We start from the raw sequence: 15,699 nt of genomic DNA, 5'->3' as shown, positions 1-15,699 counted from the left end.
GCCCTGGGAGGGGAGATGAGCTCGAACCGAAACAGGTGCCCGTCGCGAGTGGGAGGACTGCGGGGACAGGATCGACATAACCACCCATGACCCGGCCGCAATCCGCATTCAGGACAACCCTGGTATGCATCAGGCGCATGACTGTCACGGATCTACTCTGAGCGGAGACGTGCGGCGATACCGTCAGCGAGGTCCCAGGCCGGGAGGGGAGTATCGCGTCCCTCCTTCTTGTGTGTCTGGAGGGCAGGAGCGGAGGGTGACTTCGATTTCAAACCGCGCATTGCCGGACAGATCCAAGGCTCGCTGCCCGCAGGGCAAGGTCGACCGGGACACACTACCGGAAAGGAGAATGGTCGCTCCCGCTACATCGGGTCCTTCATGACGGGATGGCCGGATGCGGAGGGACCTTGGCAATTTCGTCCGTCGCAAAAAAAATGCTGCCACTGGATGTGCCAGGGCAGCAGGTGTTCGGAAAAGCAACGGGGAGCGTTCCTGATCCGCCAAGAGGATACTCTGCCCCAACAAGCCGGCATCCCACATGACAGACCTATACCTTCGGATATGTGCAGGTCAACCTATAGTCGAAGAGGCTTGCCGGCCGATCTCGCCAATAGCATCGCAAGGGAGCGCTGGCCCCGCTCTTTCGTTTCCCCCGTGAGGGTCCTTGCATGCGTCGAACACGGGCTTGAACGGCCCGACGGGCCAAATCAGCCGTTCCACGCATTTGGACGATAGCGCATGCCCGTTCCTGTGAGGCCGAGGGTTGTAGGCACAGTGTTCTTATCTCCTTTCAGCCACCGTATGCCGGTTTCAACTCTGCTTGGGAATCAGGCAGACCCCGACCGGATCGCGCAAGTTTTCAGCTTCGCGCGCTGCTCCCGGAGACACCCGAATGCGAGCCTGGCATCATCTCTACCCCGCCCTCCCGGCGCCTCAGGGCGCCGAACAGCTGCGGGCCGGCTTCGGGGCTTTGATCGGCATCAGCCTCTGCGCTGCGCTGGTCAGCCTTGGAAGCGGCTGGACTGGTTCACACCTCATTCTCGTGGCACCGCTCGGCGCGACGGCCGTGCTGGTCTTCTGCGTGCCGAACTCGCCGCTCGCCCAGCCCTGGTCCGCGGTCGTTGGCAACGTGACCTCGGCCCTTGTCGCGCTGCTCGTGCTCCGGTTCGTCCCCGCGCCCTGGGCGACCGGCGGGGCGGTGGGCGCCGCGATCGTTGCGATGACGCTCATGCGCGCCCTGCATCCCCCCGGCGGCGCCGTCGCCCTGCTGATGGCGCTTGATCCAGCGCCGGCGCTGGAAGCGGGGCCGCTCTTCGCGCTGATACCGGTCGGGGTGACGACGGCCGCGCTGGTCCTCGCGGCCATCATCTACAATCGGATGACGGGCCGGGCTTACCCATTCCGCCAGCCGGATACCGATGGCGTCCAGGATCCAGCCCTGCGACTGGGGCTCTCGACCGAACAGCTCGGCGCACTGCTGGAGCGCTTCAATCAATCGGCGAATGTCGGCATCACGGACCTCGGACGGCTGCTTGCGGCCGCGGAGGCAGAGGCGGCGCAGCATCGCTTTGCAGGCACGACCTGCGTGGACATCATGACCCGGAACCTCATCACCGTGCGGCCTGACACGACGTGGACCGAGGCGGCGCGGCTTTTTTGCCATCATGCCATCAAGAGCCTTCCCGTCGTGGACGGCGACATGAAACTGTGCGGCCTGGTGCTCCAGTCCGATCTGCTTGCCCCGATGGTCGACGGGAGCGGCCTTGGAGTGCCACAGCAGAGCCCTGCGCCCTCCATCGTTGCCGATGTCATGCGCGCAGCCGATTGCGCCGTGCCTCACGATCTGGCGGTCGGGGTCTTGTTGAACCGACTGGCCGCCCGGGGAAGCGAAGTCATACCAGTCGAGAGGAACGGCCAGCTCGTCGGCATCCTGACCCGCTCGGATATGATCCGGCTGCTGCTGAGCGGTGCCGAGGAGCGCTCCGCAGCCTAGTCGGTCCGCCTTGACCAATGGCGGGTCAACGAGACCACCGCGCCTGACCGTCTGTGTTCGCCATCGCTCGGTGTTTCACCCCTCTCTGAAACGTGTGGCCTGACTCGTTCTGAGAGTGGTGCCGCAGACATTGTGCAGGTGCAGCATCGCGCTTAGCTTGCCTTGCATGAGCTACACGATCGCTGTTTCCGACCGCATGATCCTCGCCTGCGCCCCCGATGACGCGCCAGCGGAGCTTGCCCGTCGTCTGGAAACGGTCCTGCCCGGCGACATGGGCGTGCGGGCTCACATAGAAAGCCAACTGGTCACGGTGACGGGCGTCACCTTGTTTCCCGATGACGTTGCCGCATTCCGGGCTGGTGCTATCGATCTCTGGCACGCCCGCCCCGGTGCCTTGAACGGCTTTGCCGATGCGGAGGGGAGGCGGGTGACCGTCGCGGCGCGGTTGGGCGGTCGGAAGCCTTGGGGCCACCGCCTGTAAAAAATGCCCGCCATCGGCGATGGCGAGCAAGAAGGGGAAGGTTGCCAAGACAGGCATCCATGATGCGCGAGTGACCACTCGCTGCCTCACGTTTTACGATAGAAGATCGGGCGTCAATGCTTCTGGATTGCGCATCTGTCGGTATCACCCGGCCATTGCAAGATTGCGCCAACTCCTAGACGGAAAGCTGAAGGCTTGGCCGCTTGTCACAAAAGCGAAGGGAAGCGGGGCCGAATGGCATGCGGAAACCTACGTGAGTGCGACGATAGCTCATGGGCCCGCATGGAATATCTGAGGCTACGCTGTCGGACCAGGCCGAAGGCCAGGTTTGTTTTCTTACGAACTGGCAGCGTTTTCAGCGACAGCATTCTGGAAATGCCGAGCCTGGCCCCGCGACGCGGCACAGCCTGTCCAGCCCTCTACGGCAGGTGCCAGATGCGGGATCGTGCGCAAACGAACCATGCCATACAGGAACTCCTGCGGCCATGCGCCGTTGGGATTGGCTCCCTGATCAACGCACAGCGGGAGCAGAGAACGGATCAAACTGTCGCTCTCTCGGCGGGTTCTTTGCTTTCCTCACCTGTGCCTTGAGCAACCGAGCATGGCGATGGTGGCCTAAACCTCACTCTCAGGGCCGTCATCGCCGCCTGCCGGTCACCGTGAAAAAGGGGAGAGCGGCCTTTTCGCCGCTCCTGCGACTGCCGATGCAGGATGGAGGGAAGAGAGGGAGCATGTCCTCGGACATCACTGACCTGAGAAACGGGCCGGCTTGATGCGGCAGGATATCAAGGAGGCCCTGGTCTTCCACCCCAGCGGCGGCCAGCCCATGCTCGAATGGGTAGCGGAGCATAGGCGATGGCCTCTCCGGAGTTTCCGCCAGTCCTTCGTCGCATTCGACACCGAGCGCGGTCGCTGCCCGAACACCGCTCATCGTGGACACTGCACTCGACTACGGCGCACCCCTTGTCCGCGGCAGGGAGGATCCTCTCTGCGATACCGCGAGCAGTGTGGGTCAGTTGGACCCGGAGCGGGGCCAGACAAGCCGCACGAGAAGCAGCATGGCGGCAATCAGGATCAGCGGTGCCTGGGCAAACACCAGCATGACGAGCCCGCCGATGGCCAGGGCCCAGGGAAGAACGACAAGCAGTCGCGGCGACGCTTTTGGATCCGGGGTGTCGTGGTTCATGATGACGAGCCTCCGCTCGACCGAAGCTCGGTCAGGCGCAATGACTTTCCGTGCAGATAAAACGGTCGCACCGGAAAAGCGTTCCTCAGCGTCGGCCTCGACGTCGTTCGGACGATCTGCCCACAGTGGTCGAACGCGGGCGCTCAGCGTCCTGCGCAAGTGGGCGGTTCCTGTGGTCTCGATCACGAGATTGGATCCGCCGTTTCACCCGACATGATGGCTCCCTCGCATATCCGGCCCAGCGGGACCCGGAGCTCGAAGCGGAAGCCGGCAGCATCGATCTCACGTTCGAATGCCCCGCCCAGCCGGCCTTCGACCATGCTTCGCAACAGCTGCGATCCAAACCCGACGCGTTCGGATGGGGTGGGCGCGGATTGGTGCGGGACATGAAGCCGCTCCTGCCAGGTCAGGCAAAGATCGCCCGGGTCGACGCAGACCCGGCCCGAGATCGCCAGATCGGCCTCCGTGCCGAGCCCGCCGTATTTCAGCCCGTTCGTCGCCAACTCGTTCAGGATGAGCGACAGCGGCATCACGCAGTCGCTGTCGATGATCAGGTCGGGAACGGTGATCGGGAGGACATTCGCATTAGGCAGGAGGCCGACGGCCTCCCGGATCAGTCTGTCGAGCGGCACGCCCTGCCGCGCGTCTTCGAGCGACAACCGGTTCGCCTGGCCGATGGCCTGCACCCGGTTCAGGTAGGCCTCGCTCAACTCCTCCATGCTTCCCGCGGTGCGGGCGCAGCTGCGGAAGATCGACGAGGCGACGGCCAGGCTGTTGTTCACGCGATGCACCACCTCGCGGCGCAGCATCTCGCGCTGCTCCGCACCCTGCTTTCGGCGGATGGCGATCCCGACCTGCGTGCCCACGGTCCGCACCAGCTGCAGCAGTGCCGCATCGAAGCGCGAAGCCTCGGTGCCGTAGAGTTCGAGCACCGCATGGACCTCGCCGCTCTGGCGGATCGGCAGCGCCATGCCGCGTGTCAGCCCGACCTCGCAGAAGCTCCGGCGACGCGCGAAATGCGCATCTGCTGCCAGATCTCGCTGGACGACGAGATCCCCGGCCTGCCAGGCCCGGCCGGGCAAACCCTCGCCTATCGCAAAACGGCACGCCCGGCTGGCCTCGACCACCGGCCCGAAACGCGCGTCGCTGATGTGCCAGATTCCTGAGGGCAGCAGGACCGACTGGCCACCGGCACCGCGAACGAAGAAAAGGTGGCCCGCGTCCAGTCCGGCGACCGAGCAGACCTCGTCGAGGCAAAACCGGGTGAATGCCTCGACCGAGATGTCCTCGAGCAGCTTCTGCGCGACCCGCAGCAGGATATCGGCCTCCCGCGCCCGCAACTCCTGTTCGCGCCGGTGCGCTTCCTCGGCAGCCAGGCTGCGGATGAAGGCGTAGAAGCAATGCGTCCCGTCGTCGGCCTGCATCGGGAAGATCGAGAGCTCGACGGGAAACTCGCGGCCCGATCGGTGCAGCGCGGTGATGCGGACCTTTGTCTCCAAAACGGGGCCGACGCCCGTGCGATTGTAACGCGCGAGCCCCTTCGCATGAGCGTCTCGATGCTGGGGCGGCACGATGACGTCGCCCATCAGCCGTCCCAGGGCCTCCGCGCGGCGCCAGCCGAAGATCGCCTCGGCCGCGCCGTTCCAGGCTGTGATCCGCCCCTGGTCGTCCATTCCCACCACCGCATCGAGCGCGCGGTCGAACAGGGACTCAAGGTGCTGCATCGTCACTTCTCACATAACAGGTTTACAGAACGTATCAGGACGGGCGCTTCCGTCGAAATACATGACGGACGCATGCAGAAGAGGCAATTGCGGATCCGGCTCCGAGGCCTACTGTTTTACGCGTTTTCCGCAGGCGCCCCGGCGGAAGGCGGCATCTGGCGTCCGGGAAAGGTAACGCTTTCGCCAGCAGCCGCCGTGAGACAGGGGGCTGACCCGATCTCAGCTATCCTCCGCTCTGACAGCGCCGCTCGCCTGCCTTTCGCAGGTATCCAGTTTGATGCGGCGGGTTGGACCCATCAGGCTGCCCTACCGCGATGGATCTCGGTGACAGAAGAAGAGGTTGCGACAGCGCTGAAGGTGTGAGCTGCAGGTTTCCGAACGACCATGCGAGCCCGTTGCGGAGAAGGCGCAACCATTGAGACCGGACGTTCCGCGCGGGCCACGATCGACAGGCCCTCGCGCATTACCAAGGGCTCATGGCAATCATGACGAGGGCTACCAGGGCCCCGCCGGCCAGGCGCACGGCCATCTCGCATGGCCTGCCATTCTGGTCCCCGAAGTGGATCAGAAGCAGGCACGGCAGCGGGATCATCAGCCAGACCCAGCCCTCTGTGCCCAGCAGGTCGGACAGAACGGCGCTCATGCGAAAAGACCTAGCGCGTAGGACGCACGGATGGACGACGCAAAAGGATAGGCCCATGCTATCGTTCTCACGGGGGGCTAGAAACGCCACAGGTGCGTGGGCGTAGGGACTGGTGCATCATCAGCGCCCTGCCTTACCAATCCATCTCATCGGCCTCCTCGAAAGGGGCGAAGCGATTGGCCAGGGCTTATCTCAGTTCCGCTCCCTCTTGTCGTGCTATAGCGTCGTGCCATGTGACTATTCCTATCGGATGTGTAGCGCGGCCAGGGACGTCTAATGGAGCACGACAGAGACGCCAATCTCGCGAACGAGATCCTCCAGACCCTGCCATTACCGGTTCTGGCCCTCGATGCGGATCTTCGTGTGGAAGCGGCCAACGATGCCTTCCTTGGGCAGTTCCGCGTCGATCGCGAGGAAACTCTCGGCCGCCTAGTCTACGACTTGGGCAACGGCCAGTGGAACATCCCGGAACTACGCCGCCTCCTGGGCGAGATACTGCCGCAACAGACCTTCATTTCTGGCTACCGGGTCGACCACGACTTCGAGCGGATCGGTCGGCGCATCATGTCGGTCAGCGCCCGACGGATCATCCGATCCGGCAACCCTGACCTGATCCTCCTGGCCCTGTCCGACGAAACGGAGCGCGAAGGGCTGCGCGCCGAACTGGCGGGACGGCTCGAATTCGCCGACAACCTCATCGACAGCGTGCGCGAGGGGCTGCTGGTCCTCGATCCCGACTTACGCGTCCACTCGGCCAGCGAGACGTTCTACGAGGCGTTCAAGGTCGATCCGTCGCAGACGGTCGGCCGTCTCGTCTACGACCTCGGCAACGGCCAATGGGACATTCCCGAGCTGCGCCGATTGCTGGAAGATATCCTGCCGCGGCAGAACAGCTTCGACGATTACGAAGTCACCCATACCTTCGAAGACATCGGCGAGCGGGTGATGATGCTGAACGGTCGGCGTCTGGATCACATGCAACTAATTCTGCTCGCTATCCGCGACATCACCGATGTCCGCGAGAGCACGGCCCGGCTGAAGGAGGTCTCGACGGCCGCGCATATCGGCGTCTTCGACGAGGACCGGCAGGCCGGCACCCTGTTCTGGTCGCCGGAGTTGCGCGACATACTCGGCTATCCGCATGATCGCCCGCCGCCGCAGGCGGGCATTGTTCCGGACTTCGTCCATCCCGAGGACAGGGCAGCAGTGGCCGAAATGTTGTCCGAGACGCTCGATCCCCAAGGCGACGGCGCCATCTTTCACGAACACCGTATCATCCGGCCGGATGGCGCGGTGCGCTGGGTGCAGATGCACGGCCGCACCGAGTTCGCGACATTCGGCGGCGAGCGACGCCCGGCACGCATCCGTGGCGTGCTCCTCGACGTCACGGAGCGCAGGGCTGCCGAAGAGCGGCTGCGCGAAGCCGAGATGCGGCAGGCGTTCCTGCTCGAACTCAGCGATGCCCTTCGGACGCGCATGGAGCCCGCCGACATCACGGCGGTCGCCACCCGGCTGCTCGGAGAGAAACTGGGCGCGACCCGCGCCTATTTCGTCGAATGGCCGCCGGGGGAGGATTACGGTCTGGTGGCCCCGGATTATGCCGTGCCCGGCGCCCCGAGCCTCGAAGGGCGTTACCCCACTGCTCAGTTCCGCTCGGCCTACGAGCAGCTTTGCGCAGGCGGCACATGGGTCGTTCAGGACGCCGCGGCAGCAAGCGAGGTAGAAGAGACCGAACGGCAGTATTACTGCGACGTGGGCGTGAGGGCCTGGGTGGACGTTCCCCTGGTGAGGAACGGCGAACTCAGGGCCGCCCTTTGCGTCGTGCAGGACAGCCCCCGGCAGTGGAGCGATCGCGACATCGCCCTTGCCCGGGAAGCCGCGGAGCGCTGCTGGGCCGCAGTCGAGCGGGGTCGCGCCGAGGCGGCGCTTCGGGCGAGCGAAAAGCGCTACCGCGATCTGTTCGAAGCCATCGACGAAGGCTTCTGCGTGAACGAGTTTCGCTTCGATGGGCCGGATGGACGTGTCGACTATCGTGTTGTCGAGGCCAATCCGGCCTTCTACAAACATACCGGATTTTCGAAGGCCATCCTCGGCCAGTGGCTGCGCGAGGCGGCACCGGATCTCGATGAGCATTGGTTCGAGAGCTACGGCCGGGTCGTCGAGACCCGCGAACCGATGCGGTTCGAACAGAAGTCGGACCTGCTCGGGCGCTGGTTCGATGTCTACGCCTTCCCGGTGGGCGCCCCGCGGGACCGGCGCATGGCCGTGCTCTTCAAGGACGTCTCGCAACGGAAGCAGGACGAAGACCACCAGAAGATGCTGATGGCGGAACTCGACCACCGCGTGAAGAACGTGTTGGCGGTCGTGCAGTCGATCGCCCGGCAAAGCCTCGGGCGGGGACAGTCGTTCGGACCCGAGGCGGCGGATCGGCTCGTCGGCCGCATCAATGCCCTGGCCCAGTCGCATGCCCTCCTGGCCCGAAGCCAATGGGAGGGCGCACGCTTCGACGATCTGGTGGAGAGCGCCGTCGCCCCCTATCGCGGCGATCGCGCCGAGCGCATCGCCGCCAGCGGGCCGGACCTGAAGGTGACGCCCAAGGCGGCCCAGACGCTGAACCTGGCGTTTCACGAGCTGGTCACGAACGCCGCCAAGTATGGCGCGCTCTCTCGTGACGAGGGGCAGGTGACGGTGAAGTGGCATCTGGCCAACAGCCGGGAGGCGCCGCGTCTTGTCATCACGTGGCAGGAGCAAGGCGGTCCGCCCATCGAGACGAGGCCCAGCCGGAAAGGCTTTGGCTCTCTTCTGATCGAGCGGGCACTGGCCGCCGAACTCGAAGGGGCGGTCTCAGTGGACTATGCGCGCGAAGGGCTGCGCGCCACCTTCGATCTGCCGGTGGACAAGCTTCGGGTCCGGGGGGGCGGTCGTTCCCCTGGCCCCCGTGAGAAACGGGCAGGTCCTGCCGGAGATCCGGCGGCCCTGCGGGGCCGGAAGGTCCTCGTGGTCGAGGACGAGCATCTCGTCGCCCAAGAGGTCGCGGGCATCCTCAGGTCCGCCGGCTGTGCCATTGAAGGTCCCGTCGGAACTCTGCCCGGGGCGTTGCAGCTGGCCGTTTCCGAAGACCTCGATGCGGCCGTTCTGGACATCAACCTCGATGGCGACCTCGTTTGGCCCGTGGCGCGCGCTTTGCAAGCGCGGCGCATTCCGTTCATCTTCGCCTCCGGTTACGGCAGCACGGTCTCGCCTCCGCCCGAGCTCGCATCTGCGGAGCGGATCGAGAAACCCGTCACGCCCGAAAGCCTGCTCTCGACACTCGCTGCGACGTTCGAAGGGCATGAGACAGCAGGTGTGCAAGGGGGATAGGCAGGACAGGCAGGAGATTTTGAATAGTGCCGCGCCGCGTGGTGGTGGAGCCCGTGGGCGGCGCAGGAAATGCTTGCTGCCTATGATCAGCTGAACCGCTCACAACGAAATTTGTCGGAATACGCATCCAAAACGGAACGTTTGCCCATTCGAAGCGTCAATATGAGGCGTGGCTCGAAATGAACGCAAGCCAAGGCAGTGCAAATTCCCACATCAGGCAATGGAGTATGGACATGGCTACCACAGTCGGCACTTCGAACGATTTCGGCAAGCTCATCGAGAACTTCATCCTTCTCGAGCACGACGCCATTGCCGCCTATGACGAGACGGCGAAACGCCTGGAAGACGTGGCTCGGCGGGCCAAGGTCGAGGATTTCCGACAGGATCATCTGCGGCACCTCCAGGACCTGAAGGAGCTGGCGACGCGCCATGGCGCAACCGTTCCGGGCGAGGGCGACATGAAAGAGATCCTCACCACCGGGAAGGTCAAGCTCGCCGATATGGTCGGCGGCGATGGCGCGATCCTCAAGGCGATGGCCACCAACGAGAACGACACCATCAGCGCCTACCAGCATGCGGTGGACAATGCCGCTGTGCCCGAATCCGAGAAAGAGCTGTTCCGCCGGGGGCTTTCGGACGAACAGCGGCACAAGAGCTGGATGGACAGCGAAGCCGCCGCGGCCTGAGGCCGAGGCGCGGGAGGCACAGCGATGACTGGTCCGGAGAGGCTGTATGGACACGAGACGCTCCGCATGATGGCGCGCGACGTCCCGATCCGGACGGTCGTCTTGCTCAACCCCAACGCCGGGCAGGGCGATTGGCCGGCCGACCGTCTGGGCGCGGCCTTGCAGGACGCTGGCCTTTCTCCCAGGATCATCGATATCAAGCGTTCCGACCCGCAGCGCGCCTTGGTGGCTCCGGCCGATCTTTACGTCATTGCGGGTGGTGACGGAACGGTCGCCAAGATTGCGCCGCTGCTGCCGCGCGGGGCGCGCTTTGCCGTACTGCCCCTCGGTACTGCCAATAACGTGGCCCGGGCGCATGGCATTCGCTCTGAGCCAGGCATGGTGATCTCGCATCTGCCTGAGGCGGACGAATGTGCTTTTCCCTTGTTGCGGGTTGAGGCGAAGGGCCAGGACCAGGTGCTGACGGAAGCATTGGGGCTGGGGGCGCTCAGCGCGTCGATGGAGATGGCGGAGGCCGGCAAGACCGGGTCCGACAAAATCGCCGAGGGGCGCCGCAGCTTCGCGCAAGCCCTGCGCCAGGCCATGCCGAAGGCGCATCTCATCGAAGTCGACGGCAATGCCCGTGAGAGCGAATTGCTGATGCTCGAGGCGCTCGCCCATGGCCGAGCGGGGCCAGGGCTCCAGCTGTTGCCGGAGCCGGTACGCCCCGGCCAGGTCGGCCTGTTCACCGTCACCCCGGAGCTTCGGGAACCGCTGTTAAGGTGGCTGGAGGAGGGCGCCGACGGCCCCGCGCCGGGCCATGTCGAACAGGCGAGCGAAGTGCGGATCGCGTGCGGGGGCACCGTACCGCTGCGGCTCGACGACGAGATGCAGCACATGGACCAGGCACCGAGGCGGCTGGTCCTGCGTGGCATGGACCCAAACCTGCACCTGCTCGTTCCGGGCCAAGGAAGTCGGACATGACACAGGACAACGCAGACCTTCGGGGGATCGAGGCCACGGCGGTCGAACTCGCCACTCTCGCGGGGAGCGAGATCGCGCTGGCGCTCGGCGGGCTGCTCGAGGTTCGCTACAAGGCGAAGGCGGGCATCGAGAGCCTGCGCGATCCCGTTTCCGAGGTCGACGAGAAGGTCGAGCGGATGATCCGCACGGTGCTGTCGGACCGCTTCCCGGATCATGGCATCATCGGCGAGGAAATGGACGACCGGCCCGCTGCGAAGGGCAGCGCCTATGTCTGGGCGGTCGACCCGGTGGACGGAACGACCAACTTCATTAACGGCTTCCCAATGGTCGCCGGGTCGATCGGCGTGCTGCGGGACGGGGTGCCAGTCGTGGGCGCGATCTGGTGCTCGACCGGCCACGCGCTACGCCCCGGCGTTTATCATGGTCGCAGCGGGGGAGATCTCATGTTCGAGGGCGAAACGCTGAAGCGGTCCGGCAACAGCGCGGTTCGCCGCAGGCTGGTCGGTCTGCCGGCGCCCGCGGCCGCGACAGGCCCCTGGGATGCCCGCAAAACCGGTTCTGCCGCGATCGAATGCGCCTTCGTCGCTGCCGGGCTGCTTGAAGCCGCCCGGTTCGAGGCACCGAATATCTGGGACGTGGCCGCGGGGCTGGCGCTGCTGCCCCTGGTCGGGGGCACCGTGCTGGAGCAGCAGGATGAGCGGTGGACCTCGTTCGAAGGCTTCGGTCCGCCCGATACCCAGCGCGGCTGGTCGAAGCCCCTCATCCTGGGCACGGCCTCTGAAAGCACGCTGCGAGAGCATCTGGGCGGCTGACCGGCCCGTTGCCTGGGCTGCTGGCAAGGACCGGAGTTTGCAGAATTGCAACCCGTCCCGAGTTCGTCGGGTTTCTTCAGGGAAAGCCGCCATGGCACCGCGCCCGTTTGGAAAGGCCGGCGGTGTCTGTCGCCGGGGCAGTCCCGGCGGACCTGCTTGCGGCCTTGAGTGGGGATCTCGTTTTGGCAAATTGCATACGAACCGTCGGGCATGCCGATAAGCTATCGGAGGTGATGCCCAGCTCATGATCCTTAAGCTCGGCGGCTATGCGACGGCTATTTTCACTTCCCGTTATGCCCTGGCCGCAGTCGAACCCGAAACCATGCGCGAGCGGCCAGCGCGCAAGGGCCCGGGCTGGAAGGCATCGATAGGGTGGGCGGCAATGCGAAGACGCGGGAGCGTCAGAACGCAAGGCCAGCCTCCTGACAGTGCAGCAACGAAACCCTCGAAAGGTCCGGGCGCGGCTGGCTATCGCTGTCATCGCGGGAGGCGCTTATCCCGACCCCTTCGCCGGCAGGGGGAGTTGCTTCATCCCCCGAGGCCAGCGTGTCGACATCGATGACGAGAACGGCCCGGGCAGCGGAGGTCCTGACACCCGGGTCGGGTGGGGAGACCGTGTTACCGGACGGATCCTCGGCCGCGCCCTCCGCCGGCGGCCGCTCGCGCGCGGTGCTCTCCTCCAGCAGGGCGGCGCAGCGTTGCACGAGTTCGGCCATCAGCGCGCGATCCGAGGTGTCGAACTCCTGGGGTCCGACATAGAGCGGCGCGCCCGAGGCGGTCTGCGCCAAGCCGAGGACCAGGACCAGCGTGGACGGGAGGAGAGGTCGCATGACGGTACCTTCTAGTGTTCCTGGGCAAGATACTCGCGCATCTCGGCGACCTGGGCCGCCGAGACCGGCGCCGCCCTCCTGTCGCCGGAGCCGCGGAGATAGGTCAGCAGGTCGGCGATCTGCGCGTCGCTCAGCTTCCAGGCAAAGGGGGGCATGGCGAGCATGCTGGGCGCCGCCTCGGTCGGCTGGGTTCGGGCGCCGCCGAGGATGATCCGGATGGCCGATGCGGGATTCTCGGCGAGCACCTTGTTGGAACGGTCCAGCGGCGCGAAGAAGTAGGGCACGCCGCTGCGGTCCGCGGCGTGACAGGCAGCGCAATTGTCGAAGTAGAGCCCCGCTCCTGTTTCCAGCCGCGCGGCCTCGGGCGCGTCGTGCTCCTCCCGGACCGCGTCGTCGAGGCTCTTGAGATATACCGCCACCGCCCGCAGGTCCTCCTCGCGCAGGTTCTGGGTCGAGATCGCCACCACCTCGCCCATGCGCTGCATCGGCACCGTGTGCCGACCGCGCCCGGTGCCGAGGAACTCGACGATGTCCTCGACCTCCCAATGGGCGATGCCGCCATTCTCGCCGCCGCGGATGTTCGGCGCGAACCAGTTCTCGAGCAGGCCGCCGCGCAGATACTCGTCGTCGATATCGGCGCCGAGCCAGTTCTTGCCGGTATGGCAGCCGCCGCAATGCAGTGGCCCGTCGACGAGGAAGCGGCCGCGATTCCACTCCTCCGACTGGTCCGGCACGCTGTCGAATGTCTCGTTCTCGAAATAGAGCAGCTTCCACCCCGCCACGGCGCGGCGGATGTTGAGGGGAAAGGGAAGATCGTTCTCCGGCGTCTCCGCCGCGACCGGCTCTAGCGACCGCAGATAGGCGAAGATGGCGTCGGTGTCCTGCCGCGTCATCAGGGTGTAGTACGGGTAGGGCATCGCCGGGTAGAGATGGCGTCCCTCGTCGTCACGACCCTCGTCGAGCGCCCGGTGGAACTCCTCGCGTGTCCAGCGGCCGAGGCCGGTCTCGTCATCGGGGGTGAGGTTGGGCGAATAGATGGTGCCGAAGGGCGTGCTCAGCGCCCGGCCGCCGGCAAAGGGCGCGCCGCCATTCTCGAAGTCGGTATGGCAGGCCTCGCAATCGCCGGCGATGGCGAGATAGCGGCCCCGCTCCACCTGCGAATGGGCCAGCTCCTGCGCGGTGGCGGGGCCCGTTGCCGCCGCCAGCGCGCCGAGACCGGCGGCGATCGCCAGCGCGAGGCGCGATGCGGGGCGGCCGCTCATGCCTGCACCAAGGGACCGGGCTGGCGCATGTACTGCTCCGTGATGGCCTCGGCCGCCCAGTAGGCCAGCGCGCCGACCGTGCCGGTCGGGTTGTAGCCGGCGTTCTGTGGAAACAGCCCGGCGCCCGCGACGAACAGGTTCGGCAGGTCCCAGCTCTGGCAGTAGCGGTTGACCACGCTGTCCGCGGGGCTGCTCCCCATGATCGTGCCGCCCGTGTTGTGCGTCGTCTGGTAGGGCGTGGAATCGTACGAGCCGTTCAGGGCGTTGACCTTGACCTCCCGGCCGCCCATCCCGCGCGCGATCTCCTCAGCGATCGGCGTGATGTGATCGGTCAGCCGCCGGTCGTTCAGGGTGAAGTCGTAGGTCATCCGCAGCAGCGGCCGGCCATGCGCATCGGTGTAGGTCGGGTCGAGGTCGAGATAGTTGCTGCGATGCGCCATGGAGGCGCCGTGGACGCCGACCGTGGTCGTCTTGAGGAAGTTCTCGCGCATGGCGCGTTTCCATTCGCTGCCCCAGCCCGGCACGCCCTCCGGGACGGGATGGCTCTCGATCGGACGCGCGTTGGTGGTATGGCAGGCGATATAGCCGCCGCCGATGAAGCCCAGCTTGGAATGGTCGAAATTGTCGCCGTTGTAGTCGTCGACGGTCATGCCCAGGGCACCGGCGCCGACGAAGCCGTTGGTGAACTCCTCCTCGAAGAACACCGTCGCCGAGGACATCACCTGGTAGCAGTAGTTCTTTCCGACCACGCCCTCGCCGCTGCGCGGGTCATAGGGCGTGCCGATCCCCGACAGCAGCATCAGCCGCGTGTTCTCGAGGGGATAGGCGCACATCACCACGATCTCGGCAGGCTGGAAGACCGTCTCGCCGCTGGTGTCGACATAGGTTACGCCCGAAGCGCGGGAGCCGTCGGCCGCGGTCTCGATCGACAGCACCTCCGTCTCGGTTCGCAGGGTGAAGTTCTCCCGCTGCATGAGGACCGGGATGATGGTGGTCTGGGGTGAGGATTTCGAATAGTTGCCGCAGCCGTACTTCTCGCAAAAGCCGCAATAGGTGCAGGGTGCCAGCTGCAGGCCCAGCGGATTGACATAGGCGCGCGACATGTTGGCCGAGGGGACCGGAAAGGGGCTGAGCCCCAACTCGCGCGCGGCCGCGGCAAAGCGATCCTGCGAGAAGGTCATCTCCATCGGCGGGTTGGGATATTCGTCGCTGCGCGGGCCCTCGAAGGGGTTGCCCCCCTCCACCGTGCTGCCCCCCAGGTTGCCGGCCTTGCCACAGATGCCGCAGATCTTCTCGAAATAGTCGAAATGCGGCTCCAGCTCCTCGTAGGTCACCCCGTAATCCTGCACCGTCATCCCCTCGGGGAGCCGGCCATAACGCTCCTCGTTGTGGCTGCGGGCCACGAAATCGGAGGGCAGGAAGCGGTAGGTCTGGCCGTTCCAGTGGACGCCGGCCCCGCCCACGCCGTTGCCGGGCAGGAAGGAACCCCAGTGCCGCATCGGCAGGGCGGTCTGCGCGCTGTTGTTGCGAAAGGTGAGGGTCGACTGCGAGGTTTCCTGGAACATGCCGTGGCGCCAGTAATAGCGAAGCTCGTCCTGGGCAAAGGTGGTGGCGAAATCCTTCGCCGTGTCGCGCCACGGGCCGCGCTCCAGTGCCAGCACATCCAGCCCGGCGGCGGTCAGCTTCTCGGCGAAGATCGCACCGGTCCAGCCAAAGCCGACCAGCACCACGTCCACGCCCGGCAATTCTCTGGTCATCG

Annotated in this window: 12 protein-coding genes; 6 read left to right on the top strand and 6 right to left on the bottom strand. The window is 65.6% G+C overall.

Going from position 1 to position 15,699, the window contains the following annotated elements; genetic code table 11:
* Nucleotides 1–892 precede the first annotated feature (892 nt).
* Nucleotides 893–1,993, top strand: coding sequence for an HPP family protein (locus tag O4G76_RS06895; RefSeq protein ID WP_269396629.1), 1,101 nt, complete (start codon nt 893–895; stop codon nt 1,991–1,993).
* A 166-nt stretch (nt 1,994–2,159) separates the two neighbouring features.
* On the top strand, nt 2,160–2,474 hold the full coding sequence (locus O4G76_RS06890) for a hypothetical protein (RefSeq protein WP_269396628.1): 315 nt from the start codon (nt 2,160–2,162) through the stop codon (nt 2,472–2,474).
* Nucleotides 2,475–3,486: 1,012 nt separating this feature from the next.
* On the opposite strand, the gene O4G76_RS06885 is transcribed toward O4G76_RS06890, so the two are convergent.
* The 3 genes from O4G76_RS06885 to O4G76_RS06875 all read right to left on the bottom strand — a co-directional run bounded on the left by O4G76_RS06885 (nt 3,487) and on the right by O4G76_RS06875 (nt 6,027).
* On the bottom strand, nt 3,487–3,846 hold the full coding sequence (locus O4G76_RS06885; RefSeq protein ID WP_269396627.1) for a hypothetical protein: 360 nt from the start codon (nt 3,844–3,846) through the stop codon (nt 3,487–3,489).
* Nucleotides 3,843–5,384, bottom strand: coding sequence for a sensor histidine kinase (locus tag O4G76_RS06880; RefSeq protein ID WP_269396626.1), 1,542 nt, complete (start codon nt 5,382–5,384; stop codon nt 3,843–3,845). The genes O4G76_RS06885 and O4G76_RS06880 overlap by 4 nt, the downstream gene beginning before the upstream one ends.
* Before the next feature lie 463 nt (nt 5,385–5,847).
* Entirely contained in the window at nt 5,848–6,027 is a 180-nt protein-coding gene (locus O4G76_RS06875; RefSeq protein WP_269396625.1) for a hypothetical protein, read from the bottom strand.
* Between the two features lie 276 nt (nt 6,028–6,303).
* On the opposite strand from O4G76_RS06875, the gene O4G76_RS06870 reads away from it, so the two are divergent.
* The 4 genes from O4G76_RS06870 to O4G76_RS06855 all read left to right on the top strand — a co-directional run bounded on the left by O4G76_RS06870 (nt 6,304) and on the right by O4G76_RS06855 (nt 11,848).
* On the top strand, nt 6,304–9,387 hold the full coding sequence (locus O4G76_RS06870) for a PAS domain-containing protein (protein WP_269396624.1): 3,084 nt from the start codon (nt 6,304–6,306) through the stop codon (nt 9,385–9,387).
* Between the two features lie 233 nt (nt 9,388–9,620).
* Nucleotides 9,621–10,073, top strand: coding sequence for a ferritin-like domain-containing protein (locus tag O4G76_RS06865; protein WP_269396623.1), 453 nt, complete (start codon nt 9,621–9,623; stop codon nt 10,071–10,073).
* A gap of 66 nt (nt 10,074–10,139) precedes the next feature.
* A complete protein-coding gene (locus tag O4G76_RS06860; protein WP_269396622.1) occupies nt 10,140–11,036 on the top strand; it encodes a diacylglycerol kinase family protein in 897 nt (298 codons plus the stop codon).
* Nucleotides 11,033–11,848 carry an inositol monophosphatase family protein gene (locus O4G76_RS06855; RefSeq protein WP_269396621.1) on the top strand — a complete coding sequence of 272 codons (816 nt, stop codon included), beginning with the start codon at nt 11,033–11,035 and terminating at the stop codon, nt 11,846–11,848. Before O4G76_RS06860 ends, O4G76_RS06855 begins: the two co-directional genes overlap by 4 nt.
* Nucleotides 11,849–12,249: 401 nt before the next feature.
* Here O4G76_RS06855 and O4G76_RS06850 read toward each other — a convergent pair whose 3' ends face one another.
* From O4G76_RS06850 to O4G76_RS06840, 3 genes are read right to left on the bottom strand one after another with little or no spacing between them, the layout of a single operon-like run.
* Nucleotides 12,250–12,636 (bottom strand): hypothetical protein, encoded by a 387-nt coding sequence (locus O4G76_RS06850; protein WP_269396620.1) that lies wholly within the window; start codon nt 12,634–12,636, stop codon nt 12,250–12,252.
* Between the two features lie 53 nt (nt 12,637–12,689).
* Nucleotides 12,690–13,940 (bottom strand): cytochrome c, encoded by a 1,251-nt coding sequence (locus tag O4G76_RS06845; RefSeq protein WP_269396619.1) that lies wholly within the window; start codon nt 13,938–13,940, stop codon nt 12,690–12,692.
* Nucleotides 13,937–15,697, bottom strand: a complete 1,761-nt coding sequence (locus tag O4G76_RS06840; protein ID WP_269396618.1) for a GMC family oxidoreductase — start codon at nt 15,695–15,697, stop codon at nt 13,937–13,939. Before O4G76_RS06840 ends, O4G76_RS06845 begins: the two co-directional genes overlap by 4 nt.
* Between the last annotated feature and the right edge of the window lie 2 nt (nt 15,698–15,699).

Source organism: Limimaricola sp. G21655-S1, assembly GCF_027213785.1.
GTDB lineage: Bacteria > Pseudomonadota > Alphaproteobacteria > Rhodobacterales > Rhodobacteraceae > Limimaricola.
Note: the sequence above shows the minus strand (reverse complement) of the source record. Positions and strands in the feature narration are given on the sequence as shown.